Below are 24,801 nucleotides of genomic sequence, written 5' to 3' on the forward strand. Positions count from 1 at the left end.
GAGTTTTCCACAGGCGCCCGTGCACACCCCTTGACGCAGCCTCCAACCATTGTCACATTCATCAGTGTCAAGTTACGAGCGCGTACGGCAACGGACCGGACACGGACGGACGGTGGCATGACCCCAGCAGTGGTACGTGAACTCTCCGCGGAGCTGCGGGGGTTCAGAGAAGTCCAGTCCCTCGCGTACGAGTGCGCGGAGGCGGTCGCGGCGCAGCTCAAGCCGGGCGTGACGGAGCGCGAGGCCGCCCGGATGCAGCGGGAGTGGCTGCGGGAGCGCGGGGTGCGCGACTGGTTCCATCTGCCGTTCGCCTGGTTCGGCGACCGCACGGCGTTCGCCGGCTTCCGGATCCCGCTCCAGTTCTTCCCGACGAACCGGAAGCTGGAGGCGGGGATGCCGTTCATCCTCGACATGGCCCCGGTCTACAAGGGCTGTACGGCGGACATCGGCTACTCGGGCTCGCTCGGCCTCAATCCCGTGCAGGACAAGCTGCTCGCCGACCTCGAGGCGCACCGCGAGCTGATAGTGCGCGAGGTCCGTGAGCGCCGTTCCCTGCGGGAGATCTACGAGGACGTGGACCGCCTCATGGTCCGCCAGGGCTATGCGAACCGGCATCGCGCGTACCCGTTCGGGGTGATCGCGCACAAGGTGGACCGGGTCAAGGAGCGCCGGATCTCCCCGACGCTGTTCGGCTTCGGCACGCAGTCCCTGAAGGGACTCGCGAGCGACGCGATCCATGGGCACCGGGACGGTTGGTCCCCGCTGTGGTCGCCGTACAAGTTCTCCGACCATCCGCCGCAGCCGGGCCTGTGGGCGGTGGAGCCGCACCTCGGATTCCGGGGTACGGGCGCGAAGTTCGAGGAGATCCTGGTCGTCACCGACTCCAAGGACCCCGAGCAGAGCGCGTTCTGGCTGGACGACGATCTGCCGCATGTGCGGCGCTGGGCGGAGGGCATCTGATGGCGGAACTCAAGGGGCTGGCCGGAGCGCGGGAGCGCTGGGTGAGCACGGGCGGTATCGAGCTGTGCGTGGCCGAGCTGGGCGACCCGACCCGGCCCACGGTGGTGCTCGTGCACGGGTACCCGGACTCCAAGGAGGTGTGGTCGGAGGTCGCCGAGCGGCTCGCCGACCGCTTCCATGTGGTCCTGTACGACGTACGGGGCCACGGCAGGTCGACGGCGCCGACGCCGCTGCGCGGCGGGTTCACGCTGGAGAAGCTGACGGACGACTTCCTCGCGGTCGCCGACGCGGTCAGCCCGGACGAGCCGGTCCATCTGGTCGGCCACGACTGGGGTTCGGTGCAGTCCTGGGAGTTCGCCACGGTCCAGCGCACCGAGGGCAGGATCGCGTCCTTCACCTCGATGTCCGGCCCGTCGCTCGACCACTTCGGGCACTGGATCAAGAAGCGCATGGCGCGGCCGACGCCCCGCAGGGTGGGCCAGCTGCTCGGCCAGGGCGCCAAGTCCTGGTACGTGTACATGCTGCACACGCCCGTGCTGCCCGAGCTCGCCTGGCGCGGGCCACTCGGCAAGCGCTGGCCGAAGATCCTCGAACGCATGGAGAAGGTGCCGGCGGGCGACTACCCGACGCCGTCCCTGCCCTCGGACGCCGCCCACGGCGCCTGGCTCTACCGGGACAACGTACGGGCGCGGCTGAGCAGGCCACGCGCTGACGCGTACGCGCACGTGCCGGTGCAGCTCGTCCTGCCCCTCGGCGACATCTTCCTGTCCGAGCGGCTCTATGACGAACTGGAGCTGTGGGCACCGGGGTTGGTCCGTCGCACGCTGCAGGCCAAGCACTGGGTGCCGCGCACCCGGCCGGATCAACTGTCCGCGTGGATCAGCGAGTTCGTCCTGGCGAACGAGGAGCGGGAGGCGGGCGTGCCCGCACACCGCACGAAGGCCACGGGCAAGCACGCCGAGCGCTTCGGCGGCCAGCTCGTGCTGGTCACCGGCGCGGGCAGCGGGATCGGGCGGGCCACCGCCTTCGCATTCGCCGAGGCCGGCGCGCGCGTGGTGGCCGTCGACCGGGACACGGAGAGCGCCGCCCGCACCGCCGAGATGGCCCAACTCATAGGCGCCCCCCAGGCATGGGCCGAGACCGTGGACGTCACCGACGAACAGGCCATGGAGAAGCTCGCCGAGAAGGTCGCCGCCGAATACGGCATCGTCGACGTGCTGGTGAACAACGCGGGCATCGGCCTGTCCGGGTCCTTCTTCGACACCACACCGGAGGACTGGAAGAAGGTCCTCGACGTCAATCTGTGGGGCGTCATCCACGGCTGCCGCCTGTTCGGCAAGCAGATGGCCGAGCGCGGACAGGGCGGCCACATCGTGAACACGGCGTCCGCCGCGGCGTTCCAGCCCTCCAAGGCGCTGCCCGCCTACAGCACGTCCAAGGCGGCCGTCCTCATGCTCAGCGAGTGCCTGCGCGCCGAGCTGGCGGGCCAGGGGATCGGTGTCTCCGCGATCTGTCCCGGCCTCGTGAACACGAACATCACGGCGACGGCCCGTTTCGCCGGGGTCGACGCCGAGGAGGAGAAGCGCCGCCAGAAGAAGTCCTCGCGCCTGTACGGCCTGCGCAACTACCCGCCGGAGAAGGTCGCCGACGCGATCCTGACCGCCGTCGTACGCAATCAGGCGGTCGTCCCGGTCACACCGGAGGCCCGTGGCGCCCACCTCATGTCCCGCTTCATGCCCAAGGCCCTGCGCGCCGTCGCACGCTTGGAGCCGCCGTTGTGAGCACCGAGGAGAGCACCGGGCACACCGGACACACGGAGCCCACCGGGCACTACGCGATCACCCCGCGCCGTGTCTCCTTCGACTGGGAGACGACGCCGCTGCACTGGATACCGGACGAGCCCACGGCGACGCACGTCATCAACGTGCTGCACCTGCTGCTCCCGGCGGGGGAGCGGTGGTTCGTGAAGGTCTTCAAGGAGGGCCTGCCGCTCGTCGACGATCCCGAACTGCTGGGGGACGTCAAGGGGTTCATGGGCCAGGAGGCCACGCACAGCGTGCAGCACGCGTACGTGCTCGACCATCTGGCCGCGCAGCGGCTCGACACCGGGGACTTCACGAAGTACGTCGACTTCCTCTTCGAGAAGCTCCTCGGCGAGCGGCCGCCGCTGGGCGCCCCGGTCTCCACCCAGGAGTGGCTACGCTTCCGGCTCTCCGTCGTCGCGGCGATCGAGCAGTTCACCGCGGTCCTGGGGAACTGGGTACTGCACGCCGAAGGGCTCGACGCGGCGGGTACGGACGAGGTCATGCTCGACCTGCTGCGCTGGCACGGCGCGGAGGAGGTCGAGCACCGCGTGGTCGCGTTCGACATGTACCAGCACTGCGGCGGCGAGGGCCTGCCCCGCTACGCCCGCCGGCTCGCGGGCATGGCCGTCACCGCTCCCGTGATGCTGTACCTGTGGGCCTGGGGCGCGGCGTATCTCATACGCCACGACCCGCAGCTCGCCGGACGGATGCGCTACTCGCTGGCGGAACACAACAGGGCGGTGCGCAAGGGACTGCTGCCCAGCTGGCGGGAGCTGGGTGCGGCGATACCCCGCTATCTGCGGCGGTCGTACCATCCCTCGCAGGAGGGGTCGCTGCGCAAGGCCGTCGAGTATCTGGCGCAGTCGCCCGCGGCCAGGACGGCGGCGGGCGCGATCGGCCGGACCGCTCTGTCCTAGGGACTTTCGTCCGGCCCACACGCGGTCGGCGTCCGAATACGGGGCGGCGCCGCCTTCCCACAGGCACGGCGGCCACAGGCACGGCAGAGGGATGTGAAGCGTGACGGAGCAGGCTGTGGCCGAGTACCGGATCGAGGACCTGGCGCACCGCAGCGGCGCCACGGTCCGCACCATCCGCGCCTACCAGGACCGCGGACTCCTCCCCCGCCCCGAGCGGCGCGGCAGGGCCAATGTGTACGGGGATGCGCATCTGGCCCGGCTGCGGCAGATCGCCGACCTCCTCGACCGCGGGTACACCCTGGCCTCGATCAAAGAGCTGCTCGAGGCGTGGGACGCGGGGCGCGGGCTAGGTGGTGTGCTCGGCCTGGTCGCGGAGGTCGACGGGCCGTGGAGCGACGAGGAGGCCGACCGGATCTCGCGCGCCGATCTCGCGGCACGGTTCGGAGGCAGCGAGGACGAGGCGGCCATCGCCGACGCGGTGGCGCTCGGGATCCTGGAGCAGATCCCGGGGCACGAGGACGAGTTCCTGGTGCCGAGCCCTCAAGAGCTGGCAGTGGCAGCCGAGTTGCACGCATCCGGCGTCCCGCTGCCCGCGATCTCCGCTCATCTAAGGGAGTTGAGGGGGCAGATCGAGCACATCGCCACCCGTTTCCTGGAGTTCACGACCGAGCATGTCTTCGCGCGCTACCTCGGCCCGTTGCCCCCCACGGACGCGGAAGCGGCCGAGGCGGCCTCGCTCGTACGCAGACTCCGGCCGCTCGCGCAGCAGTCGGTCGACGCCGAACTGGCACGTGCCATGAAGCTGTTCGCCACTCGGCACCTCCACCGGCACCTGTCGGAGGGCCCGGTCACCTCGCATGTGGAGGAGGCCCATTCGGTTGCTCTTCCCGCCGACACGATCCGTGCCGTACAGAGCCTCGTTGGCGCCAAAAGCGTCGCCGAGTTCATCGCCGCGGCGGCCGAACGGGAAGTACAAGCAAGAGCATTGGATGCTCTTGCCTCAAGCTACCGCAATTCCGCCTCTGTTGACCAAATGCCGCCAACGGCATGACGGTTGTCCACAGAATCGCCAAATCCCCTGTGGATAACCGGACTTGGCTGTGGATCAAACCTGCGAACAGAAAAATCACGTGCCGAGGAGTGAGACGCCCGCCACTCTGATGGGATGGATGAAAGACGCACCGTCAAGGTGTCGAAGTACCTTTCGAAGCATCTGCGCCACCAGCCGGAGCGGATCGGGCTGACCCTCGACGAGGGCGGCTGGGTCGAGATCGGGACGCTGCTCGCCGCGGCCGCCGCCCACGGCTTCCGCATCACGCGGGCCGAGCTCGACCATGTCGTCGCCGCCAACGACAAGCGGCGCTTCGCGATCGATGGCTCCCGGATCCGCGCCAGCCAGGGCCACACCGTGGATGTCGACCTCGGACTGCCCCCGGCGACACCGCCCGCGTACCTCTACCACGGCACCGTCGCCGCTGCCCTGGACGCGATCCGCGCCGAGGGGCTGCGGCCCATGAGCCGGCACGACGTCCATCTCTCGCCCGACCGCGAGACCGCCACCCGCGTCGGCGCCCGCCGTGGCCGCCCCGTCGTGCTGTCCGTCGACGCGGGAGCGATGCACCGGGACGGCCACATGTTCCGCGTCAGCGCCAACGGCGTCTGGCTCACGGAGGCCGTTCCACCCCGCTACCTGCGGTTTCCCGGCTGAGACCGACCGGCCCCGCGAGACGCGGTCCCCCACGCCGCCATCACCCCCGGCGCGCGCCGCTTAGGCTCTGGGGCATGAGCGATCAGCCCCGTCAGCCCACGCCCGCCCTGCGCCTGAGCACCGTGATCCTGCCCTACCGCCGCTGGCACGAGGGCAGCCGAGCCGCGTGGCAGCGCGCCGAGGAGCTGGGCTTCCACACCGCGTACACCTACGACCACCTGGCCTGGCGGACCTTCCGCGACGGCCCGTGGTTCGGCGCCGTACCGACCCTGACCGCCGCCGCGTCCGTCACGGAGCGGATGCGCCTCGGCACACTCGTCACCTCGCCGAACTTCCGGCACCCGGTCACGCTGGCCAAGGAACTGATCTCCCTCGACGACATCTCCGGTGGCCGGATCACCCTCGGTATCGGCGCGGGCGGCAACGGCTTCGACGCGACGACGCTCCTGAAGGCCGGCGAGGAGCCGTGGACCCCGCGCGAACGGGCCGACCATTTCGCCGAGTTCGTTCCGCTGCTCGACCGGCTGCTGAGCGAGGACTCGGTGACGTACGACGGTGAGTTCTACTCGGCGCAGGAGGCGCGGAACATCCCGGGCTGTGTGCAGCGGCCACGGCTGCCCTTCGCGGTGGCCGCGACGGGACCTCGCGGACTGAAGCTGGCCGCCCGGCACGGGCAGGCGTGGGTGACGACGGGCGACCCGAAGCTGTTCGAGACGGGCACGCCCGAGGAGTCGATTCAAGCCATTCGCGGACAGGCCGCCAAGCTCGCCGACGCCTGTGCCGAGATCGGCCGGGACGCCGCCGAACTCGACAAGGTCCTCCTCACCGGGTTCACCCCGGACCGCAGCCGTCCGCTGGAGTCCGTGGACGCCTTCGTCGACTTCGCCGGCAAGCACGCCGCCCTGGGCATCACCGAGATCGTGATCCACTGGCCCATCCCCGACTCGGAGTTCGCCGCCGACCAGAAGGTCTTCGAAAGCATCGCCACGGAGGCCCTCGCCCAGCTCGGCTGAGGCCCCGCGGCAACCCGGCGGAACCGGTGGGGCGCCTGCGCGAGGACCGTACTCATCTGCGCGCCCCACCGCACGCCCGTGCGCGCATATGCGGGACAATAGTGCGGTGACCTCACCGACTCCTCGGCCCTGGACCCCGGCCGCCAACGCCCCCGCGCCCCGGCTCGTCGCCACGGACCTGGACGGCACGCTGCTGCGCGACGACAAGTCCGTCTCGCCGCGGACGGTCGCCGCGCTCGCCGCCGCCGAACAGGCGGGCATCGAGGTCTTCTTCGTGACCGGCAGACCGGCCCGCTGGATGGACGTCGTCAGCGCCCACGTGCACGGCCACGGCCTGGCGATCTGCGGGAACGGCGCGGCCGTGGTGGACCTGCACGGCGGCCCCGGTCGCCACCGGTTCGTGAAGGTCAGGGACCTCGCCCCCGAGATCGCCCTCGACGTCGTACACATCCTGCGCGCCGCAGCGCCCGGCACGGCCTTCGCCGTCGAGCGGACCGGCGGCCTCCACCACGAGCCGACGTACCCGCCGCTGCACCTGGAGGCGGGGGAGAGCGTCGCGGCCGCCGAGAAGCTCCTCGCCGACGGCTCGCCCTGCGCGGACCAGCCCGTCCTCAAGCTGCTCGCGTACCACGCGGATCTCGCCCCCGACGAGTTCCTCGCCCTCGCCCGCGCGGCCGTCGGCGACCGCGCGGCGATCACCCGTTCCAGCCCCAGCGCGCTCCTGGAGATCAGCGGCCCCGGCGTATCCAAGGCCAGCACCCTCGCGCTGTGCTGCGCCGAGCGCGGCATCACGGCGGCCGAGGTCGTCGCCTTCGGGGACATGCCCAACGACATGGAGATGCTCCGCTGGGCCGGCACCTCGTTCGCGATGGGCAACGCGCACCCGGACGTGCTCGCCGCCGCGTCGGGCCACACGGTGCCGAACAACGAGGACGGCGTGGCCGCGGTCATCGAACAGATCCTGGCGGCGCGTCAGCCCTCCGGGGACGGCGCACCGGGCGACTCCTAGGAGCACTGGAAGAAACGGTCCTCCACACGTGGGTCCGGCCCGCAAGTGAGTCCGACCCGCACGTGAGTCCGACCCGCACATGGTCTCGACCCGCACACACACCGCCCCACACATAGCCCGCCCCGCGCATGGTCCCCGCCCTTAAAGCGGCACCCCATGCTCCGCGAGCCACGGCACCGGGTCGATTCCCGACCGGAGGTACGGCATGAGACGGACCTCGAAGTGCAGGTGCGGCCGGTCGAGTTGCCGCTCGTCCCCGACTGACCGATCCACTGCCCGTACGCACCCGCTCCCCCTGGTCGAACGTGACGGCGGCCAAGTGCGCGCACTGCGTGTAGAAGCCGCCCGGGTGGCTCACGACGATCTCGATGCCGAAGGCGCCGCCGCAGGACACGCTCACCACGCGGCCGTCCCCGACGGCCCGCACCGGTGTCCCGATGCCGACCGCGAAGCCCTGGCCGGTGTGCCGGCTCGTCGGACCCTTCGGACGCCTGCGTGCGGGTCCCGGCGAACGCGATCAGCGCGCGCAGCAGGACCGGTACGGCAAGAGGACGACTATGGCGTCGGCGCATGTCTCGGATCGTGACCCGGGGCTTACGGCGACGGCCTGCTGAACTCGTACGCCGGGGGGAGCGGGCGCCCCGTACGGCTCAGATACATACCCCCCGAACAGGGCCAGGCGCGGTACCTGGGTCGCGCCCTCAGTGAGGCGCCTGCCAGACCACCGTCGTGCCGCCCCCGTCCTCGCCGATGCCCGGCCCGTACCAGCTGTCGCCGCCCAGGGACTCGGCCCGCAGCTTGAGGTTCTTGAGGCCGCTGCGCCGGCCGCCCTCCGGGATGCCGACGCCGTCGTCGGAGACCGTCAGCCGGACACCGCGCTGCCCGTCGGGGAGCGTGACGTTCGCGTCGACGACCACGTCGATACGGGCAGCCTCCGCGTGCCGGAACGCGTTGGACAGCGCCTCCCGCAGGGCCGCGATGAGGTTCTTGCCGGCGAGTTCGCCGACCACGGTGTCGACAGCGCCGACGAAGTGGTGCGTGGGCTTGAAGCCGAGCGGCACGGCCGCCATGTTGATCTCGCGCAGGACGCGTGTGCGCAGGCCCGAGGGCGCCTCGGCGGGCCCCTGCTGGAGCGCGAAGATGGCCGTGCGGATCTCCTGGATGGTGACGTCCAGCTCGTCGACGGCCTTGCCGACACCGACCTGCACCTCGGGCACGACGGACCTGCGCTGGGCGCTCTCCAGCATCATCCCGGTGGCGAACAGGCGCTGGATGACGAGGTCGTGGAGATCGCGGGCGATCCGGTCGCGGTCCTCGTACACCGCGAGCCGCTCCCGGTCGCGCTGCGCCTCCGCCATCTTCAGCGCGAGTGCGGCCTGCGAGGCGAACTGGGTGGCGAGGGTGCGCTCCGCGTCGGTGAAGGGCTGGGCGCCACGCGCGCGTGGCGTCACGAGTGTGCCGAGGACGCGGCCGTCGCTCTGGAGGGGCAGCATCATCGCGGGACCGTAGTCGCGCGCGAGATCGGTCAGTATACGCGGGTCGGTGGACGCGTCGTCGACGAACACCGTCGCGCCGCCCAGGAGTTCGGCGACGATCTCGCTCTCGGCCGGGATGATCACGCCAAGGGCCTGCGACGGCTCGTCCGACGAGACGGCGACGATCTCCATGCCGCCCTCCTCGGCCGGCAGGAGGACGATGCCGGCCGCCGAGCCCGACAGGTGCCTGGCCTGTTCGGCGACGACCTGGAGGGCTTCCTCGGCGTCACTGCCGGACAACAGGGCGGTCGTGACGGCCACCGATCCGTCGATCCACCGCTCGCGCTGCCTGGCGGCCTCGTACAGGCGCGCGTTGCCGATGGCGATGCCGGCCTCCGTGGCGAGGACGCGGACCATGTTCAGGTCGTAGTCGTTGAACTCGACCCCGCCGTGCTTCTCCGTCAGATAGAGGTTGCCGAAGATCTCCCCCTGTACACGGATGGGGACGCCCAAAAAGGTCCGCATCGGCGGGTGGTGGACCGGAAAGCCGCAGGAGCGCGAGTCGTCGGCCAGGTTCGCGAGGCGTACCGGGCCCGGGTCGTGGATGAGCGCTCCGAGGAGCCCGTGGTGGCCGTCGGGGAGCCGCCCGATGAGCTCCGCCGTCTCCACGTCGACTCCGTGGAAGACGAAGTCCGAGAGTGCCTCGCCGTCCTCGGAGACGACGCCGATCGCCGCGTAGCGGGCGTCGGCGAGTTCGGCGGCCGTCTCGCAGATGCGGTCGAGGGTGGAGTGCAGTTCCAGACCGGTGCCCACGGAGCGCATCGCTTCGAGCAGCTGTGGCACCCGCGCGGTCAGCTCGGCAGACAGTCCCTGGAGCCCGCGCGTCGCCTGCGTCGCCGCCTCCAGCGCGTCGGAGGAGTCCCGCTCGCCGTCGGACGGTGGGGTGGCGCCGGGCACCGGTGCAGCTGACATGCCTCGAGACTAGTTAGTCCCATTTGGAGAGGAAAGTCGGCGTTACGGGCCACTGCCCGGCCACCCGGTACGCGAGGCCGCCCGGTACGGATGGCCACCCGGCCACATGGCTACCCGGCCACCAACAGCTCCGCCTCCCGCTCGCGTTCCCTCAGCACGCGCAACGGCCCGTCGACCGCCATCAGATCCTCGTACCTGCCGCGCTGCACGACCCGCCCCGCGTCGAGGACGATCACCTCGTCCACGGCGTCGAGGCCGGCCATCCGGTGCGTGATCAACAGCGTCGTGCGGCCCTCGGTCGCGGACAGGAGGTCCGCCGTGAGCGCGTCCGCCGTCGGCAGGTCGAGGTGCTCGGCGGGCTCGTCGAGCACGAGGACGGGGAAGTCGGCGAGCAGGGCGCGGGCCAGGGCGAGCCGCTGCCGCTGGCCTCCGGACAGGCGCGCGCCGTGTTCGCCGACGAGGGTGCCGAGCCCGTCGGGCAGCGAATCGGCCCACTCCAGGAGGCGCGCGGCGGCCAGGACTTCGCGCAGTTCGTCGTCGGTGGCGTCCTTCTTGGCAAGGAGCAGGTTCTCGCGCACCGAGCTGTCGAAGAGGTGCGCGTCCTGCGCGCACAGCCCGACAAGCCGCCGCACCGCATCCCCTTCGAGCCCGTACGCGTCCTGCCCGGCCAGGGTGTACGCCCCCTCGCCCGCGTCCAGGAACCGCAGCAGGACCTGGGCGAGCGTCGTCTTTCCGGATCCCGACGGGCCGACGACGGCGACCCTGCGGCCCCGCTCCAGCGTGAGGTCGACCCCGCGGAGCGCGTCCCTGCCCTGCCCGTCGTGGCGCGCGGCGAGACCGCGCACCAGCAGAGGGAAGGGGTCCTGCGGCGCCTGCGCGGGCGATTCCGGCTCCCGTACGGGGTCCGGCGCGTCCAGGACCTCGTGGACACGTTCGGCGCTCTTCTTGACCCGCTGGCGGTACTGCACGGCGAGTGGGAGTCCCATGACGGCCTCGAACGCGGCCAGCGGCGTGAGGACGACGACCGCGAGCTGGACCCCGTCGAGGCGGCCCTCGCGCACTCCCTGCACCCCGGCGAGCGCGGCACCGGCCACGGTGAGACCGGTGATGAGCGCGGTGAGACCGTCGCCCAGCGCGGTGGCGGTGGCGGCGCGGGACGCGATCCGCGTCAGCACGGAGTCGGCGGCCTTCGCCTGCGCGGTGCGCGCGGGCAGCGCTCCCGCGACGGTCAGTTCGGCGGTGCCGGTGAGGAGTTCGGCCACGCGGGTGGCGAGCGTCCCGCGCGCGGGGGCCAGCCGGCGCTCGGCGCGGCGGGCGACGGCTCCGGAGAGCAGCGGCACGCCGATCCCCGAGAGCAACAGGCCTACGGCGAGCACGGCACCGGCGGCGGGCAGCATCCAGGCGGTGAACGCGACGGAGGCGGCACCGACCACCGCGGCGGCCGACGCGGGCAGCAGCCAGCGCAGCCAGTAGTCCTGGAGGGCGTCCACATCGGAGACGAGCCGGGAGAGGAGATCGCCTCGGCGCGTCGCGCGCAGGCCCGCTGGGGCGAGCCGCTCCAGCCGCCGGTAGACGGCGACCCGGGTGTCCGCGAGCATCCGCAGCACGGCGTCGTGCGACACGACCCGCTCGCCGTACCGGAAGCAGGCGCGCCCGATCCCGAAGGCGCGGGTCGCCGTGACGGCGACCATCAGGTACATCACGGGCGGCTGCTGCGAGGCCCGCGAGATGAGCCACCCGGAGGTTGCCATGAGCCCGACGGCGCTGCCGAGGGCGAGCACGCCGAGCAGCAGCGCGAGAGCAAGCCGCCCCCGCCGCGCCCGTGTGGCGCCTCGCACCCGCGAGAGCACACTGCCCCGGCTCTCTCCGGAGAGGGCCGATTCGTGACCGTCCTCTACGGAGCCGGGCAGTTCGGCCGCCAGCGCCGGCGGCACAGGACGTACCGCAGGCTCCCCCGCCACCGCAGGGGAACGCGGTACGTCGAGACGCACCACCCGGTCGGCGACGGCCAGCAGCGCGGGACGGTGCACCACCAGAAGGACGGTCCGGCCGGCGGCGAGCCTGCGGACCGCCTCGACGATCCCCGCCTCGGTCTCGCCGTCGAGCGCGGCCGTCGGCTCGTCCAGCAGCACCACGGGCCGGTCGGCGAGGAACGCCCGTGCCAGGGCCAGCCGTTGCCGCTGCCCGGCCGAGAGCCCGGCCCCGTCCTCGCCGAGCAGGGTGTCCGCGCCGTCGGGCAGCGCGCGGACGAAGTCCTGGGCCCCCGCCTCGCGCAACGCCTCCTCGACCTCAGCGGGCGACGCGTCGGGCCGCACGAGCCGCACGTTGTCCGCGATCGACCCGGCGTACAACTGAGGCCGCTGAGGCACCCAGGCCACGCGCGCGTGCCACGCCGCCCGGTCGAGACCGGCCAGATCGGCACCTCCGACGAGAACCCGGCCGGCCTGGGGACGGACGAATCCGAGCGCCGCGCTCAGCAGCGTCGACTTGCCCACGCCGCTCGGGCCGACGAGTGCCACCGTCTCCCCGGGTGCGACCTCGAAGTCGGCCCCCGAGACGGCGTCCGCGGACCGGCCGGGATAGCGGACGGTCACTCCGTCGAAGGAGATACCGGTGGCCGCGGGCACCGCGCCGGCGCCGGACTGCGGCACCGGGGTCTCCAGGACGGCGAAGATCTCCTCCGCGGCGGCGAGCCCCTCGGCCGCCGCGTGATACTGGGCGCCGACCTGACGCAGCGGCAGATAGGCCTCGGGTGCGAGGACGAGGATGACCAGTCCCACGTAGAGGTCCATGTCGCCGTGAACGAGCCGCATGCCGATGGTCACGGCCACCAGGGCGACCGACAGTGTCGAGAGCAGTTCGAGGGCGAACGACGACAGGAAGGCGATGCGCAGGGTCCGCATCGTCGCCTGCCGGTACTCGCCGGTGATCCGGCGGATCGACTCGGCCTGCGCCTTGGCCCGGCCGAACACCTTCAGCGTCGGAAGGCCGGCGACCACATCCAGGAAGTGACCCGAAAGCCGGGACAGGAGCTGCCACTGACGGTCCATGTGGGACTGGGTGGCCCAGCCGATGAGGATCATGAATACGGGGATCAGGGGCAGGGTGCAGACGATGATCGCCGCGGACACCCAGTCCTCGGTGACGATGCGCGCGAGCACCGCCACAGGCACCACCACCGCGAGGCCCAACTGCGGCAGATAGCGCGAGAAGTAGTCGTCGAGCGCGTCCACACCCCGCGTCGCGAGCGCCACCAGGGATCCGGTCCGCTGCCCACTGAGCCACTCCGGGCCCAGCTGGGAGGCGCGCTCCAGGAGCCGTCCGCGCAGCTCCGACTTGACCGCCGCGCTGGCCCGGTGAGCGGCCAGCTCGGTCAGCCACGAGACCAGACCGCGTCCGGCAGCCACCAGCGCAAGCAGCAAGAGCGGTGTGCGCAGGGCGGAGACATCAAGGCCGTGCTCGAAGGCCCCCACCACCACTTCGGCAATGAGCATCGCCTGAGCGATGACCAGGCCCGCCCCGGCCACGCCGAGGACCACCACCGCGATCAGGAAGAGGCGAGTGGCCCTGGCGTACCGGAGCAGGCGCTGGTCGATCGGTTTCACGTGAAACACACCCTCGTCATCAGGGGCTCAGTGTGCGGCGTCGGCGATGTGCTGCGTGCCGATCCTCTTGCGGAACACCCAGTACGTCCACGACTGGTAGAGCAGCACCATGGGCGTCGCCACCGCCGCGCACCAAGTCATGATCTTCAGGGTGTAAGGGCTCGACGAGGCGTTGGTGACCGTGAGGCTCCAGTCCGGGTCGAGCGAAGACGGCATGACGTTCGGGAACAGCGTCAGGAAGAGCATCGCGACGGCTGCCGCGATCGTGATGCCGGACAGCGCGAACGACCAGCCCTCACGCCCCGCCTTGATGGCGACGATGGCGCCGGCGAGGGCGGCCACCGTGACGATCATCGCGATCAGCGACGAGCTGTCGCCCTTGTCGGCCTGGGTCCAGATCAGGAAGGCGAGCGCGAAGGCCGCAGCCACCAGACCGAGCCCCAGCGCCATCTTCCGCGCCCGCACCCGGATGTCGCCCACCGTCTTGAGTGAGGCGAACACCGCGCCGTGGAAGGTGAACAGCGTCAGCGTCACCAGACCGCCGAGGATCGCGTACGGGTTGAGCAGGTCCCAGAAGCTGCCCACGAACTCCTTGTGCGCGTCGATCTTCACGCCGCGCACGATGTTCCCGAAGGCCACGCCCCACAGCACCGCCGGGATCAGCGAGGTCCAGAAGATCGCGTGCTCCCAGTTGGTCTGCCACTTCTCCTCGGGCCGCTTCGCCCGGTACTCGAAGGCGACACCCCGCACGATCAGGCAGACCAGGATCATCAGGAGCGGCAGGTAGAAGCCCGAGAAGAGCGTCGCGTACCAGTCCGGGAAGGCGGCGAAGGTCGCACCGCCGGCCGTGAGCAACCACACCTCGTTACCGTCCCAGACGGGTCCGATGGTGTTGATCAGGACGCGCCGCTCGGTGCGTCCGCGGGCGAGCACCTTGGTCAGGACCCCGATGCCGAAGTCGAATCCCTCCAGGAAGAAGTAGCCGATCCACAGGACCGCTATGAGTGCGAACCAGACGTCGTGAAGTTCCATGCCTCAGCAGCTCCTCAGTCTCAGTACGAGAAGGCCATGGGCCGGTCGGCATCGGAAGTGTCGCCGGAATCCGCTCCGGATCCCGGGCCGCCGATCTTGGTGGGCGGGTTGAGGTCTGCCTCGGTGAGCTCGGGCGGCCCCTGCTTGATGTACTTGACCATCAGCTTCACCTCGATGACGGCGAGCGCGGCGTAGACCAGCGCGAACACGATCAGGGAGGTGAGCACCTCGCCCTGCGAGACGCCGGGGGAGACCGCGTCCCTGGTCCTGAGCACGCCGTAGACCACCCACGGCTGGCGCCCGGTCTCGGTGAAGATCCAGCCCCAGGAGATACCGATGATCGGGAAGATCAGCGTCCACTGGGACAGGCGCCACCACCAGATGCCCAGTTTCGGCATCAGCTCCTTGTTCTTGGTGAGCATCAGCTTCGGCACTTCGTCCTCGCCGGTGCGGTGCTCCGGCGCCAGCCAGAACCTGCGGCGGGTGAGCCACAGACCCGCCGTGCACAGGGCCATCGAGACCCCGCCGAAGCCGATCATCCAGCGGTACGACCAGTAGGCGGTGGGGATGTTGGGGCGGTAGTCACCGGGCCCGAACTTCTTCTGTTCCGCCTTGTTGATGTCGTTGATCCCGGGGATCTCGGCGTTGAAGTCGTTCTTGGCGAGGAAGGACAGCACGCCCGGGACTTCGATGGCGACCGTGTTGTGGCCCTTGGAGACATCGCCGTACGCGAAGATCGAGAACGGCGCCGGCTTCTCCGTGTCCCACAGCGCCTCCGCGGCAGACATCTTCATCGGCTGCTGCTCGTACATCACCTTGCCGAGCGTGTCCGCGCTGACGACGGTGAGGAGCGTGCCGACCAGGGCCGTCACCAGGCCGAGACGCAGCGACATCCGCATGGTGCGGATGTGCTGCTTCTTGCGCAGGTGGAAGATCGCTATCCCGGTCATGAACGCGCCTCCGACCAGGATGGACGCGCTGATCACATGCCAGAAGTTGACGAGCACCGTCTCCTGGAAGAGCACGGCGGCGAAGTCGGTCAGCTCGGCGCGCTTGGTGCCGTCCCGCTCCACGATCCGGTAGCCGACCGGATGCTGCATGAACGAGTTGGCGGCCATGATGAAGTACGCCGACAGGATCGTGCCGATGGACACCAGCCAGATCGTGGCGCAGTGCAGCTTCTTCGGGAGCTTGTCCCAGCCGAAGATCCACAGACCGATGAAGGTCGACTCGAAGAAGAAGGCGATCAGCGCCTCGAAGGCGAGCGGAGCGCCGAAGATGTCGCCGACGAAGCGCGAGTAGTCCGACCAGTTCATGCCGAACTGGAACTCCTGCACGATGCCGGTCACGACACCCATGGCGATGTTGATCAGGAAGAGCTTGCCCCAGAACTTGGTCGCCCGGAGGTAGTGCTCCTTGCCCGTCCGCACCCAGGCCGTCTCCAGGATCGCCGTCAGGGCGGCGAGCGAGATGGTCAGGGGGACAAAAAGGAAGTGATAGACGGTCGTGATGCCGAACTGCCATCGCGCCAGAGTTTCCGGCGCCAGAGCCATCAACGTTGGGTCCACTGCGTCATCTCCTTAAGTCGCCGTGGTCCAGCGGCAATTTGCCCCTTTAATCCCACTGCTCTCCGGATCAACCGGGCACGCTTGTGAAAGCGTTCACATTCACAAGCATTATGTACTACCGGCTCAGGACAGCAGAAGGGGGGTCCCCCCTTACTTCGGGGAACCCCCACCGCGATACAGAACGGCCGCAGCCGCCAGGCTTACAGCTCCTTGCGGAACGCCGCCGCCGTGTTCAGGAAGACGTCGTTGGCCTCGGCCTCCGCGATCGTGGCCCGCATGCCCTCGCCGGCGAACGGCCGCACGACCACACCGGCCTGCTCGCACGCAGCGGCGAAGTCCGCCGTGCGCTCCCCCAGCCGCAGCCACACGAAGTTCGCGTGCGTCTCCGGCACCGTCCAGCCCTGCGCCCGCAGCGCCTCGACCACGCGGTTGCGCTCACACACCAGCGAGCCGACCCGGCCGAGCAGCTCGTCCTCGGCCCGCAGCGAGGCGACCGCCGCGTCCTGCGCGAGCTGGCTCACACCGAACGGCACCGCCGTCTTGCGCAGCGCGGCCGCCACCGGCTCATGGGCGATGGCGAAGCCGACCCGCAGACCCGCGAGCCCGTACGCCTTGGAGAACGTCCGCAGCACGGCGACATTCGGACGGTCCCGGTAGATCTGGACGCCGTCCGGCACCTCGGCGTCACGGATGAACTCGCGGTACGCCTCGTCGAGCACGACCAGGACATCGCCCGGGACCCGGTCCAGGAACCGCTCGAGCTCGGCCCGGCGCACCACCGTGCCGGTCGGGTTGTTCGGGTTGCACACGAAGATCAGGCGCGTGCGGTCGGTGATCGCGTCGGCCATCGCGTCGAGGTCGTGGACCTCGCCGGACGTCAGCGGCACCTCCACCGCCTTGGCGCCGCTGATCTGCGTGATGATCGGGTACGCCTCGAAGGACCGCCAGGCGTACATGACCTCGTCACCAGGGCCACTGGTCGCCTGGAGCAGCTGCTGCGCGACCCCGACCGAGCCGGTGCCCGTGGCCAGGTGCGTGACCGGCACCGCGAATCGTTCCGCCAGCTCGTTCATCAGCCCGGTGCAGGCCATGTCCGGGTAGCGGTTGAAGGAACCGGCCGCCGCGACGGCACTCTCCATCACGCCGGGAAGCGGCGGATAGGGGTTCTCGTTAGAGGACAGCTTGTACGCCACCGGCCCACCGGCCGCGGCAGCCTTGCCCGGCTTGTAGGTGGGGATACCCTCCAGCTCGGCACGCAGCTTGGGGCTCGTCTCGCTCACCGCAGTCCTCCTCGCGACCACCATTTCAATACTGCTCACCTTAAGAGGATTCGCGGCAGAGCCCAATGGCCCAGGGCCCCCGACATCCCGGGTGGTCGTCCGACACCACCCCTGACGACGGCCTCGGACCTCCCGAAGGCGTACGGAAGAGGGGGAGCGCTCCCTTTTGCGGCGCACGCCGGTAGCTCGCGCCGTGGCGCGCATCCCCCGTGAAGGTGAGTTGAGACCTACTCGCAACATCGCCGACTTGGCAGGCCCATGCGCGCCGACAAGTGACGTCCTAGCGTCGATACCCTCAACTGCCTTGATTTCCAAGGTCATTGACTCTGTTCGGCCATGCAGAAACGTGCCTGTCAACGCGTGCATATGCACTCACGCCACCCCGCCACATGAGCCCTACTATCGGCTCGCCATGACAGCAGCAGGGAAGCACCAGGTGAGCAGGGCGGAGACCACCCGCCGGGGCACCCGGCAGGTGCGGGCGGGCATCAGAGACGTTGCCGCCGCCGCCGGGGTCTCCATCACGACTGTCTCGGATGCGCTCAACGGTAAGGGTCGGCTCCCGGACGCCACCCGACGCCATGTCCGCGAGGTCGCCGACCGGTTGGGCTATCGCCCCTCCGCAGCGGCCCGAACGCTCCGTACCGGAAAGTCGGGCCTCATCGGCCTGACCGTCACGACCTACGGGGATGAACCTTTTACCTTCACCGAATTCGCGTACTTCGCGGAAATGGCGAGAGCCGCCACCTCGGCGGCGCTGGCCCGCGGGTACGCCTTAGTCATCCTGCCCGCCACCTCACGCCACGACGTGTGGTCGAACGTCGCTCTCGACGGCACCGTCGTCATCGACCCGTCCGACCACGACCCGGTGGTCACCGAGCTGGTCCGCCAGGGCCTGCCCGTCGTCTCCGACGGGCGCCCCGCCGGCACCCTCCCCGTCACCGCCTGGGTCGACAACGACCACGAGGCCGCCGTCCTCGGCATCCTCGACCACCTCGCCGCCGCGGGGGCCCGCCGCATCGGACTGCTCACCGGCACGACCACGGACACGTACACCCATCTGTCCACCTCCGCGTACCTGCACTGGTGCGAGCGGATCGGACAGGAACCCGTGTACGAGTCCTATCCCGCACACGACCCGTGCGCGGGGGCCGTGGCCGCCGACCGGCTCCTGGCCCGCCCCGACCGGCCCGACGCCGTGTACGGACTCTTCGACCCCAACGGCACGGACCTGCTCGCCGCCGCCCGCCGGTACGGCCTGCGCGTCCCCGAGGACCTGCTGCTCGTCTGCTGCAGCGAATCGACCGTCTACGCCACCACGGAACCACCCATCACGACCCTCTCGCTCAAGCCGCGGCGGATCGGCACCGCGGTCGTCCAGCTCCTCATCGACGCCATCGAAGGGGTTGAATCGGACCGGACGGTCGAGCAGGTGATACCGACGGAACTCATCGTCAGGACCTCGTCCCAGCGCCGTCCGCCCCGCACGACGGTCAGCCCGCCCCGCTCCCCGGGACAGGGCTGAACGACGGCTTCCGGGTGGTCACCCCGAAGACCACCCGGAAAAGCCCGTACCAATTCGGGAGAAAAGCACGGTGAACAGCCGACCGGATCCGATTCACCACCCCTGGTGCATCACACAGCGCGAGCCGCATTCCTATGATGGGCGCACGACACCGCGGGCCGCTGCGACCATGCAGTCCGATCGGGTGCAGAGGCGGCGCAATGGTGGTGGAGGGGTCGATGACTCAGGGGGCCGGTCAGGGACCCGAGGTACGCACGGCGACGCTGCGCGACTTCCGCGTTCCCGCGTACGTCCATGACGTGCCGGCGAACGTCCAGGAGCCCGGTCACGACCCCGCTCCGCCCGCCCCTGCCGTGCCCTCGCAGGCGGAGCCGGATCCCGCGTACCAGGAGCCGTCGCTCTCGCAGCCCTCCTACGCGGAGCCGACGCCTCATGACCCCGCGTTCGACCAGCCCGAGGGGTACACGCCCACCCAGCGCGACCTGCCGGTCATCAACCGCGGTGACACGGTCCAGGTACAGATCGACACCGAGCCGGCGACCCGTCCCACCGATGGCCTCGGCCCGCTGTACGTCGTCGGCGACGTGCACGGCTACCTCGACGAACTGATCGCGGCCCTGTACGAGCAAGGCCTCATCGACGCCGAGGGCAGCTGGTCGGCGGGCACCGCCCGGCTCTGGTTCCTCGGTGACTTCACCGACCGCGGGCCCGACGGCATCGGCGTCATCGACCTCGTGATGCGGCTGTCCGCGGAGGCCGCGGCCGCAGGCGGCTACTGCAAGGCCCTCATGGGCAACCACGAACTGCTCCTGCTCGGCGCCAAGCGCTTCGGCGACACCCCGGTCAACTCGGGCGCCGGCACCGCCACTTTCCAGGCGGCCTGGCTGCTCAACGGCGGCCAGAAGTCGGACATGGACCGTCTCCAGGACGTCCATCTGCAGTGGATGTCCCGACTCGACGCCATCGAGCTGGAGGACGACCACCTCCTGATGCACTCCGACACGACCGCGTACCTCGACTACGGCGACTCGATCGAGGCGGTCAACGACACGGTCCGCGAGACCCTCACGCGTAACGACGCGGACGAGTGCTGGGACCTCTTCCGCAAATTCACCAAGCGCTTCGCGTTCCGTGACGAATCCGGGCCCGAAGCCGTGCGCGAGCTCCTCGACGCCTACGGCGGCGCGCGCGTTGTCCACGGCCACAGCCCCATCCCGTACCTCCTCGGCGAGGTAGGTACCGAGGAGGCGGCGGACGGATCCGAGGACAGCCGCCCGCAGATCGAGGGCCCGCATGTGTACGCGGGCGGGCTCGCGATCGCGATGGACGGCGGGGTGACCATGGCCGGAAAGCTGCTGGTCCAGCAACTCCCCATGGATAGCTAGGCGTTCCCCGGGCAGGCGCACCGAACGGGGGCTCAGTCCGGCCACCGGGCCGAATTCGGGAAACCCCCTGTCACCGCGTGCCGTCACCGCTCTACCATCGGCTTATCCGTAGCAGGCTCCCCTCCGTTTCTGCCCGACGGCTCGTAACCATGCGAGCCCCCAAGCCCTACGGAGCATCGGGGGATGCACATGAACAGCGCTCCGCACCTGCTGAACGAGGACCGCCCCGAGTTCGAGCGGATCCTCGATGATGCGCTGCGTACCGCACCGGACCGCCCTGATCTCGCCGCAGTGGGCCAGCGGCTCAACCCCGAACAACTGCGCACCATGGCGCTCAACGCCACCGCGCTGATCACGGCCGCCGCCGCGACCGAGTACCAGAACTACGTGAAGGTCCGCGCCGACCTGCGCGCCTCGCCCCGGCCCGTACGTCCGCTGCGCGAAGGAGGAAGCGCGGCGGACTCCGGCGGCGGAGCGATCGGCCTGGCCGCCACTGTGGGCGAGGTGGCGGAGACCACCGGCGCCGGCGTCATAGCCGTCGTCGCGGTGCTCGCCCCCATGCTCGCCGGGACGGCTGCCGCGATCTTCCTGCTCGTCGGCTACATCCTGAAGATGCTCGATCCGGAACCGGCTTTCGCCCAGACCCTGTTGACGGCCGGCTGGGTGTTCGGCGCGCTCACAGCGGCGGGGATTCTTGTCGCCGGCGTGGGCCTGCTGCTCACCGCTCTGCGCAACGGCGCGACGTCCTTGCAGGCCGGCGCGCACAGCGAGTCGAACGAGGAGGTGGACCGGGCCAGGGAAGCCTGGTGCCTGGTGCTCCTGGAGCGCGGCATCCTGCCGTTCCTCCGGGAGGCTCTCGCGGAACCACCGCCGGCCCCCGCCAACCGCGGGGGCGGAGGACCCGGAACCGCGGGCCGCATGCCGCATCTCGGGTACAACAGGCCCGGGTTCAGCAGCCCGGGCACCGACAGCGGCTCCCCTGCGACCCCGCGCCCGACGTACTCGAGCCCGGACTTCACGAGCCCCGACTTCGGAGGCCCGGACCACCAGCCGGACTAAGGCCTGCCAGGCCTGGGTCCCGGAACACCCTGTCCACCGGCCGCGATGGGCGACCGGTGGACAGCGCGCGGCGCCTGCGGGCGCGCGGGCGAGGTCAGTCCGCGATCGGCAGATAGACCCGGTTGCCCGCGGCGGCGAACTCCTTGGACTTCTCCGCCATGCCTTCCTCGATCTCGCTCTTGGTCCCGCCGTGCTGGCGGCGGATGTCCTGGGAGATCTTCATCGAGCAGAACTTCGGCCCGCACATGGAGCAGAAGTGGGCCGTCTTCGCGGGCTCGGCCGGGAGCGTCTCGTCGTGGAACTCCCTTGCCGTGTCCGGGTCGAGGGCCAGATTGAACTGGTCCTCCCAGCGGAACTCGAAGCGCGCGTCGGAGAGGGCGTCGTCCCACTCCTGGGCACCCGGGTGGCCCTTGGCCAGGTCCGCCGCGTGGGCCGCGATCTTGTAGGTGATGACGCCGGTCTTCACGTCGTCACGGTTGGGCAGGCCCAGGTGCTCCTTGGGCGTGACGTAGCAGAGCATCGCCGTGCCCCACCACGCGATCATCGCGGCTCCGATGCCGGAGGTGATGTGGTCGTACGCAGGGGCGATGTCGGTCGTCAGCGGGCCGAGTGTGTAGAAGGGCGCCTCCTCGCACACCTCCTGCTGAAGGTCGATGTTCTCCTTGATCTTGTGCATCGGGACGTGCCCGGGGCCCTCGATCATCGTCTGGACATTGAAGCTCTTCGCGATCGTGTTGAGCTCCCCGAGCGTCTTCAGCTCGGCGAACTGCGCCTCGTCGTTGGCGTCCGCGATCGAACCCGGCCGCAGGCCGTCGCCCAGCGAGTACGTGACGTCGTACGCCGCAAGGATCTCGCAGAGCTCCGCGAAGTTCTCGTAGAGGAAGCTCTCCTTGTGGTGCGCCAGGCACCAGGCGGCCATGATCGAACCTCCGCGCGAGACGATGCCCGTCTTGCGGTTGGCGGTGAGCGGGACGTACGGCAGCCGCACGCCCGCGTGGACCGTCATGTAGTCCACGCCCTGCTCGGCCTGCTCGATGACCGTGTCCTTGTAGATCTCCCAGGTCAGCTCCTCCGCACGGCCGTCGACCTTCTCCAGCGCCTGGTAGAGCGGGACCGTGCCGATCGGGACGGGGGAGTTGCGCAGGACCCATTCGCGCGTGGTGTGGATGTTGCGGCCGGTGGAGAGATCCATGACGGTGTCGGCGCCCCAGCGGGTCGCCCATGTCATCTTCTCCACCTCCTCCTCGATGGACGAAGTGACCGCGGAGTTGCCGATGTTGGCGTTGACCTTCACCAGAAACCGCTTGCCGATGATCATCGGCTCGATCTCCGGATGGTTGACGTTGGCCGGCAGGACCGCGCGGCCCGCGGCGATCTCCTCGCGGACGACCTCCGGCTCCACGTTCTCCCGGATGGCCACGTACTCCATCTCGGGCGTGACCTCCCCGCGCCTGGCGTACGCGAGCTGGGTCACCGCCTGGCCGTCACGCCCGCGACGAGGCTGGCGGGGGCGTCCCGGGAAGACCGCGTCGAGGTTGCGCAGACCGCCGCGCGGCGAGGTGTGCTTGATGCCGTCGTCCTCGGGGCGGACCGGGCGGCCCGCATACTCCTCGGTGTCGCCACGGCTGATGATCCAGTTCTCCCGCAGCGGCGCGAGGCCCCTGCGGACGTCGGTGTCGACACTCGGATCGGTGTACGGCCCGGACGTGTCGTAGAGCGTGACCGCCGTGCCGTTGGTGAGGTGCACCTGGCGGACCGGCACCTGAAGGTCGGGGCGTGAGCCCGTGACGTACCCCTTGTGCCAGCCGATGGACTTCCCGGCCTCGCCCGTCTCTGCGGACAGGTTGGAGGCAGGCGTGCGTGCGTCCGATGTGGTCATGAGACCTACTCCCTACGCCGGCATTACCCGGTAACAGGTTCGGCGGTCGACGCAGCGGCTTCCGTCGGGCGATGTTTCATGTGAAACATCGCCGAAGCGGAGGTCAGCGCCCTCTCAGCCCGGTGCTCCGAGCTCCCGCGTGTGCAAAGGTGCCCCCACGCTAGCGTCATTTCTGGCGCGCTGAACAGAGGGCCCCTGCCGTTCTTGCGATGATCGGGCGGTGACCAGCACGCAGCAGTCTCCGTCCTCGCCGCCGCATCCGCCCCATGTCCAGGGGGGCGGAGGGCACGGGCACTCCCACAGTCACGGCCCTGCCGCGCCTGTTTCCAAGCATCTGCGCAAGGTCATCGCCGCGGTGCTCATCCCGTTCTCCGTGGCGGTCGTCGTCGGGCTCGTGGTGCTCTGGCCCGGTGGCGCCCCTTCCCATGCCCGTACGGGCGTCGGCTTCGACCGGCAGACCCAACAGGGCACCGTCACACAGGTCGACAAGGTCGACTGCCGGTCCGTGAACGCCTCCGGAGACACTCCCACCGGCCAAACGTCGACCGCCGAGGCCCAGTCCGCCGAGCAGCAGGCGAAGGGCACGTGCGAGAAGGCGACGGTCCGCGTCGACGGCGGCAAGGACACCGGCCTGACATTCACGGAGATCGTGCAGCCGGACTCGCCGCGGCAGTTGCACGAGGGCCAGAAGGTGATCGTGGCCTACGCGCCCGACGCACCCAAGGAACTCCAGTACTCCGTCACCGATGTGAACCGCAGGCTCCCGATGACGCTGCTCGCCGGGATCTTCGCGCTGGCCGTGGTCGTCGTGGGCCGGCTGCGGGGCGTCATGGCACTCGTCGCACTGGCCGTCAGCTTCATGGTGCTGACCTTCTTCATCCTGCCCGCGATCCTTCAGGGCTCGAATCCGCTGGTGGTGGCGGTGGTCGGGGCGAGCGCGATCATGTTGATCGCTCTCTACATGTGTCACGGTCCGACGGCCCGAACGTCGGTCGCGGTGCTCGGCACGCTGGTGTCGCTGCTCCTGATCGGTCTGCTCGGCTCGCTGTTCATCGGCTGGGCCGCGCTGACCGGCAACACCGACGACAGTACGGGCCTGATCCACGGTCTCTACCCGTCCATCGACATGAGCGGTCTCCTGCTCGCCGGCGTCATCATCGGTTCACTCGGCGTGCTCGACGATGTGACGGTCACACAGACGTCGGCGGTGTGGGAGCTGCATCAGGCCGACCCGACGATGGGCCGGCGCGGCCTGTACCGCGCGGGCATCCGGATCGGCCGCGACCACATCGCGTCCGTGGTCAACACGCTGGTCCTGGCGTACGCGGGCGCGGCGCTGCCGCTGTTGCTGCTCTTCTCGATCGCGCAGAGCAGTGTGGGCACCGTGGCCAACAGTGAGCTGGTGGCCGAGGAGATCGTCCGGACTCTGGTGGGCTCGATCGGGCTGGTCGCCTCGGTGCCGGTGACGACCGCGCTCGCGGCTCTGGTGGTCTCCGCCGACCGACCGGGATCCCCGTCCGTTGCCGCGGCCGGTCCGGCACGCGGAGGAAGGGGTCGGCGTCGGAAGCGCTGAACCCATGCGAGGGCACCCCAAGGGCGCCGGCCTGCT

At 70.1% G+C, this 24,801-nt stretch carries 17 protein-coding genes and 1 pseudogene; 11 read left to right on the forward strand and 7 right to left on the reverse strand.

The genetic code is table 11. From position 1 onward, the window contains the following. Window positions 1–117 precede the first annotated feature (117 nt). The 7 genes from ACWFR4_RS12895 (at window position 118) to ACWFR4_RS12925 (ending at window position 7,412) form a co-directional block, all read left to right on the forward strand. Window positions 118–960, forward strand: coding sequence for a M24 family metallopeptidase (locus tag ACWFR4_RS12895; RefSeq protein ID WP_383530489.1), 843 nt, complete (start codon window positions 118–120; stop codon window positions 958–960). After that, on the forward strand, window positions 960–2,741 hold the full coding sequence (locus tag ACWFR4_RS12900; RefSeq protein ID WP_453652329.1) for an SDR family oxidoreductase: 1,782 nt from the start codon (window positions 960–962) through the stop codon (window positions 2,739–2,741). The genes ACWFR4_RS12895 and ACWFR4_RS12900 overlap by 1 nt, the downstream gene beginning before the upstream one ends. Then, window positions 2,738–3,682: a metal-dependent hydrolase gene (locus ACWFR4_RS12905; protein WP_453652331.1), complete on the forward strand. Its 945-nt coding sequence runs from the start codon at window positions 2,738–2,740 to the stop codon at window positions 3,680–3,682. Before ACWFR4_RS12900 ends, ACWFR4_RS12905 begins: the two co-directional genes overlap by 4 nt. Window positions 3,683–3,782: 100 nt before the next feature. After that, window positions 3,783–4,733 (forward strand): MerR family transcriptional regulator, encoded by a 951-nt coding sequence (locus ACWFR4_RS12910; protein WP_453652333.1) that lies wholly within the window; start codon window positions 3,783–3,785, stop codon window positions 4,731–4,733. A 114-nt stretch (window positions 4,734–4,847) separates the two neighbouring features. Next, on the forward strand, window positions 4,848–5,390 hold the full coding sequence (locus ACWFR4_RS12915; protein WP_453456526.1) for an RNA 2'-phosphotransferase: 543 nt from the start codon (window positions 4,848–4,850) through the stop codon (window positions 5,388–5,390). Between the two features lie 74 nt (window positions 5,391–5,464). Next, a complete protein-coding gene (locus ACWFR4_RS12920) occupies window positions 5,465–6,403 on the forward strand; it encodes an LLM class flavin-dependent oxidoreductase (RefSeq protein WP_326712136.1) in 939 nt (312 codons plus the stop codon). Between the two features lie 88 nt (window positions 6,404–6,491). Next, window positions 6,492–7,412 (forward strand): HAD-IIB family hydrolase, encoded by a 921-nt coding sequence (locus ACWFR4_RS12925; RefSeq protein WP_453652335.1) that lies wholly within the window; start codon window positions 6,492–6,494, stop codon window positions 7,410–7,412. Window positions 7,413–7,553: 141 nt separating this feature from the next. Here the strand turns inward: ACWFR4_RS12925 and ACWFR4_RS12930 are convergent. From ACWFR4_RS12930 to hisC, 6 genes and pseudogenes are all read right to left on the reverse strand, one after another. Continuing rightward, window positions 7,554–7,884 (reverse strand): annotated as a pseudogene (locus ACWFR4_RS12930) (M23 family metallopeptidase); the annotation flags it as partial. A gap of 229 nt (window positions 7,885–8,113) precedes the next feature. After that, a complete protein-coding gene (locus ACWFR4_RS12935) occupies window positions 8,114–9,859 on the reverse strand; it encodes a sensor histidine kinase (protein ID WP_453652337.1) in 1,746 nt (581 codons plus the stop codon). A 110-nt stretch (window positions 9,860–9,969) separates the two neighbouring features. Continuing rightward, window positions 9,970–13,464, reverse strand: coding sequence for a thiol reductant ABC exporter subunit CydD (gene cydD / locus ACWFR4_RS12940; RefSeq protein WP_453652339.1), 3,495 nt, complete (start codon window positions 13,462–13,464; stop codon window positions 9,970–9,972). Window positions 13,465–13,491: 27 nt separating this feature from the next. After that, window positions 13,492–14,496, reverse strand: coding sequence for a cytochrome d ubiquinol oxidase subunit II (cydB, locus tag ACWFR4_RS12945; RefSeq protein WP_453652341.1), 1,005 nt, complete (start codon window positions 14,494–14,496; stop codon window positions 13,492–13,494). A gap of 20 nt (window positions 14,497–14,516) precedes the next feature. Continuing rightward, window positions 14,517–16,049: a cytochrome ubiquinol oxidase subunit I gene (locus tag ACWFR4_RS12950; RefSeq protein WP_453652501.1), complete on the reverse strand. Its 1,533-nt coding sequence runs from the start codon at window positions 16,047–16,049 to the stop codon at window positions 14,517–14,519. A 215-nt stretch (window positions 16,050–16,264) separates the two neighbouring features. Beyond that, window positions 16,265–17,344: a histidinol-phosphate transaminase gene (hisC, locus tag ACWFR4_RS12955; RefSeq protein WP_453456512.1), complete on the reverse strand. Its 1,080-nt coding sequence runs from the start codon at window positions 17,342–17,344 to the stop codon at window positions 16,265–16,267. A gap of 412 nt (window positions 17,345–17,756) precedes the next feature. On the opposite strand from hisC, the gene ACWFR4_RS12960 reads away from it, so the two are divergent. The 3 genes from ACWFR4_RS12960 to ACWFR4_RS12970 all read left to right on the forward strand — a co-directional run bounded on the left by ACWFR4_RS12960 (window position 17,757) and on the right by ACWFR4_RS12970 (window position 21,313). Next, a complete protein-coding gene (locus tag ACWFR4_RS12960) occupies window positions 17,757–18,869 on the forward strand; it encodes a LacI family DNA-binding transcriptional regulator (RefSeq protein WP_116512120.1) in 1,113 nt (370 codons plus the stop codon). Window positions 18,870–19,087: 218 nt separating this feature from the next. Continuing rightward, complete coding sequence (locus ACWFR4_RS12965) at window positions 19,088–20,254, forward strand: metallophosphoesterase (protein ID WP_453652343.1); 1,167 nt, start codon at window positions 19,088–19,090, stop codon at window positions 20,252–20,254. Window positions 20,255–20,437: 183 nt separating this feature from the next. Then, the gene (locus tag ACWFR4_RS12970) at window positions 20,438–21,313 is read left to right on the forward strand and encodes a hypothetical protein (protein WP_453652345.1); all 876 of its coding nucleotides are present in this window, start codon (window positions 20,438–20,440) and stop codon (window positions 21,311–21,313) included. 94 nt (window positions 21,314–21,407) lie between these two features. Here ACWFR4_RS12970 and thiC read toward each other — a convergent pair whose 3' ends face one another. After that, window positions 21,408–23,192, reverse strand: coding sequence for a phosphomethylpyrimidine synthase ThiC (gene thiC / locus ACWFR4_RS12975; protein ID WP_116512117.1), 1,785 nt, complete (start codon window positions 23,190–23,192; stop codon window positions 21,408–21,410). A gap of 220 nt (window positions 23,193–23,412) precedes the next feature. Between thiC and ACWFR4_RS12980 the strand changes: the two genes are divergently transcribed. Next, window positions 23,413–24,765, forward strand: coding sequence for a YibE/F family protein (locus ACWFR4_RS12980; protein WP_453652347.1), 1,353 nt, complete (start codon window positions 23,413–23,415; stop codon window positions 24,763–24,765). The last annotated feature ends 36 nt before the right edge of the window (window positions 24,766–24,801 follow it).

Source organism: Streptomyces sp. NPDC055140 (assembly GCF_053607285.1).

Excerpts from the sequence above, each read along its gene's own strand:
- ACWFR4_RS12895 (WP_383530489.1), top strand. The coding sequence starts at position 118 with ATGACCCCAGCAGTGGTACGTGAACTCTCCGCGGAGCTGCGGGGGTTC.
- ACWFR4_RS12900 (WP_453652329.1), top strand. The coding sequence starts at position 960 with ATGGCGGAACTCAAGGGGCTGGCCGGAGCGCGGGAGCGCTGGGTGAGC.
- ACWFR4_RS12915 (WP_453456526.1), top strand. The coding sequence starts at position 4,848 with ATGGATGAAAGACGCACCGTCAAGGTGTCGAAGTACCTTTCGAAGCAT.
- ACWFR4_RS12920 (WP_326712136.1), top strand. The coding sequence starts at position 5,465 with ATGAGCGATCAGCCCCGTCAGCCCACGCCCGCCCTGCGCCTGAGCACC.
- ACWFR4_RS12925 (WP_453652335.1), top strand. The coding sequence starts at position 6,492 with ATGCGGGACAATAGTGCGGTGACCTCACCGACTCCTCGGCCCTGGACC.
- ACWFR4_RS12935 (WP_453652337.1), bottom strand. The coding sequence starts at position 9,859 with ATGTCAGCTGCACCGGTGCCCGGCGCCACCCCACCGTCCGACGGCGAG.
- cydB (WP_453652341.1), bottom strand. The coding sequence starts at position 14,496 with ATGGAACTTCACGACGTCTGGTTCGCACTCATAGCGGTCCTGTGGATC.
- ACWFR4_RS12950 (WP_453652501.1), bottom strand. The coding sequence starts at position 16,049 with ATGGCTCTGGCGCCGGAAACTCTGGCGCGATGGCAGTTCGGCATCACG.
- ACWFR4_RS12960 (WP_116512120.1), top strand. The coding sequence starts at position 17,757 with ATGACAGCAGCAGGGAAGCACCAGGTGAGCAGGGCGGAGACCACCCGC.
- ACWFR4_RS12965 (WP_453652343.1), top strand. The coding sequence starts at position 19,088 with ATGACTCAGGGGGCCGGTCAGGGACCCGAGGTACGCACGGCGACGCTG.
- ACWFR4_RS12970 (WP_453652345.1), top strand. The coding sequence starts at position 20,438 with ATGCACATGAACAGCGCTCCGCACCTGCTGAACGAGGACCGCCCCGAG.
- thiC (WP_116512117.1), bottom strand. The coding sequence starts at position 23,192 with ATGACCACATCGGACGCACGCACGCCTGCCTCCAACCTGTCCGCAGAG.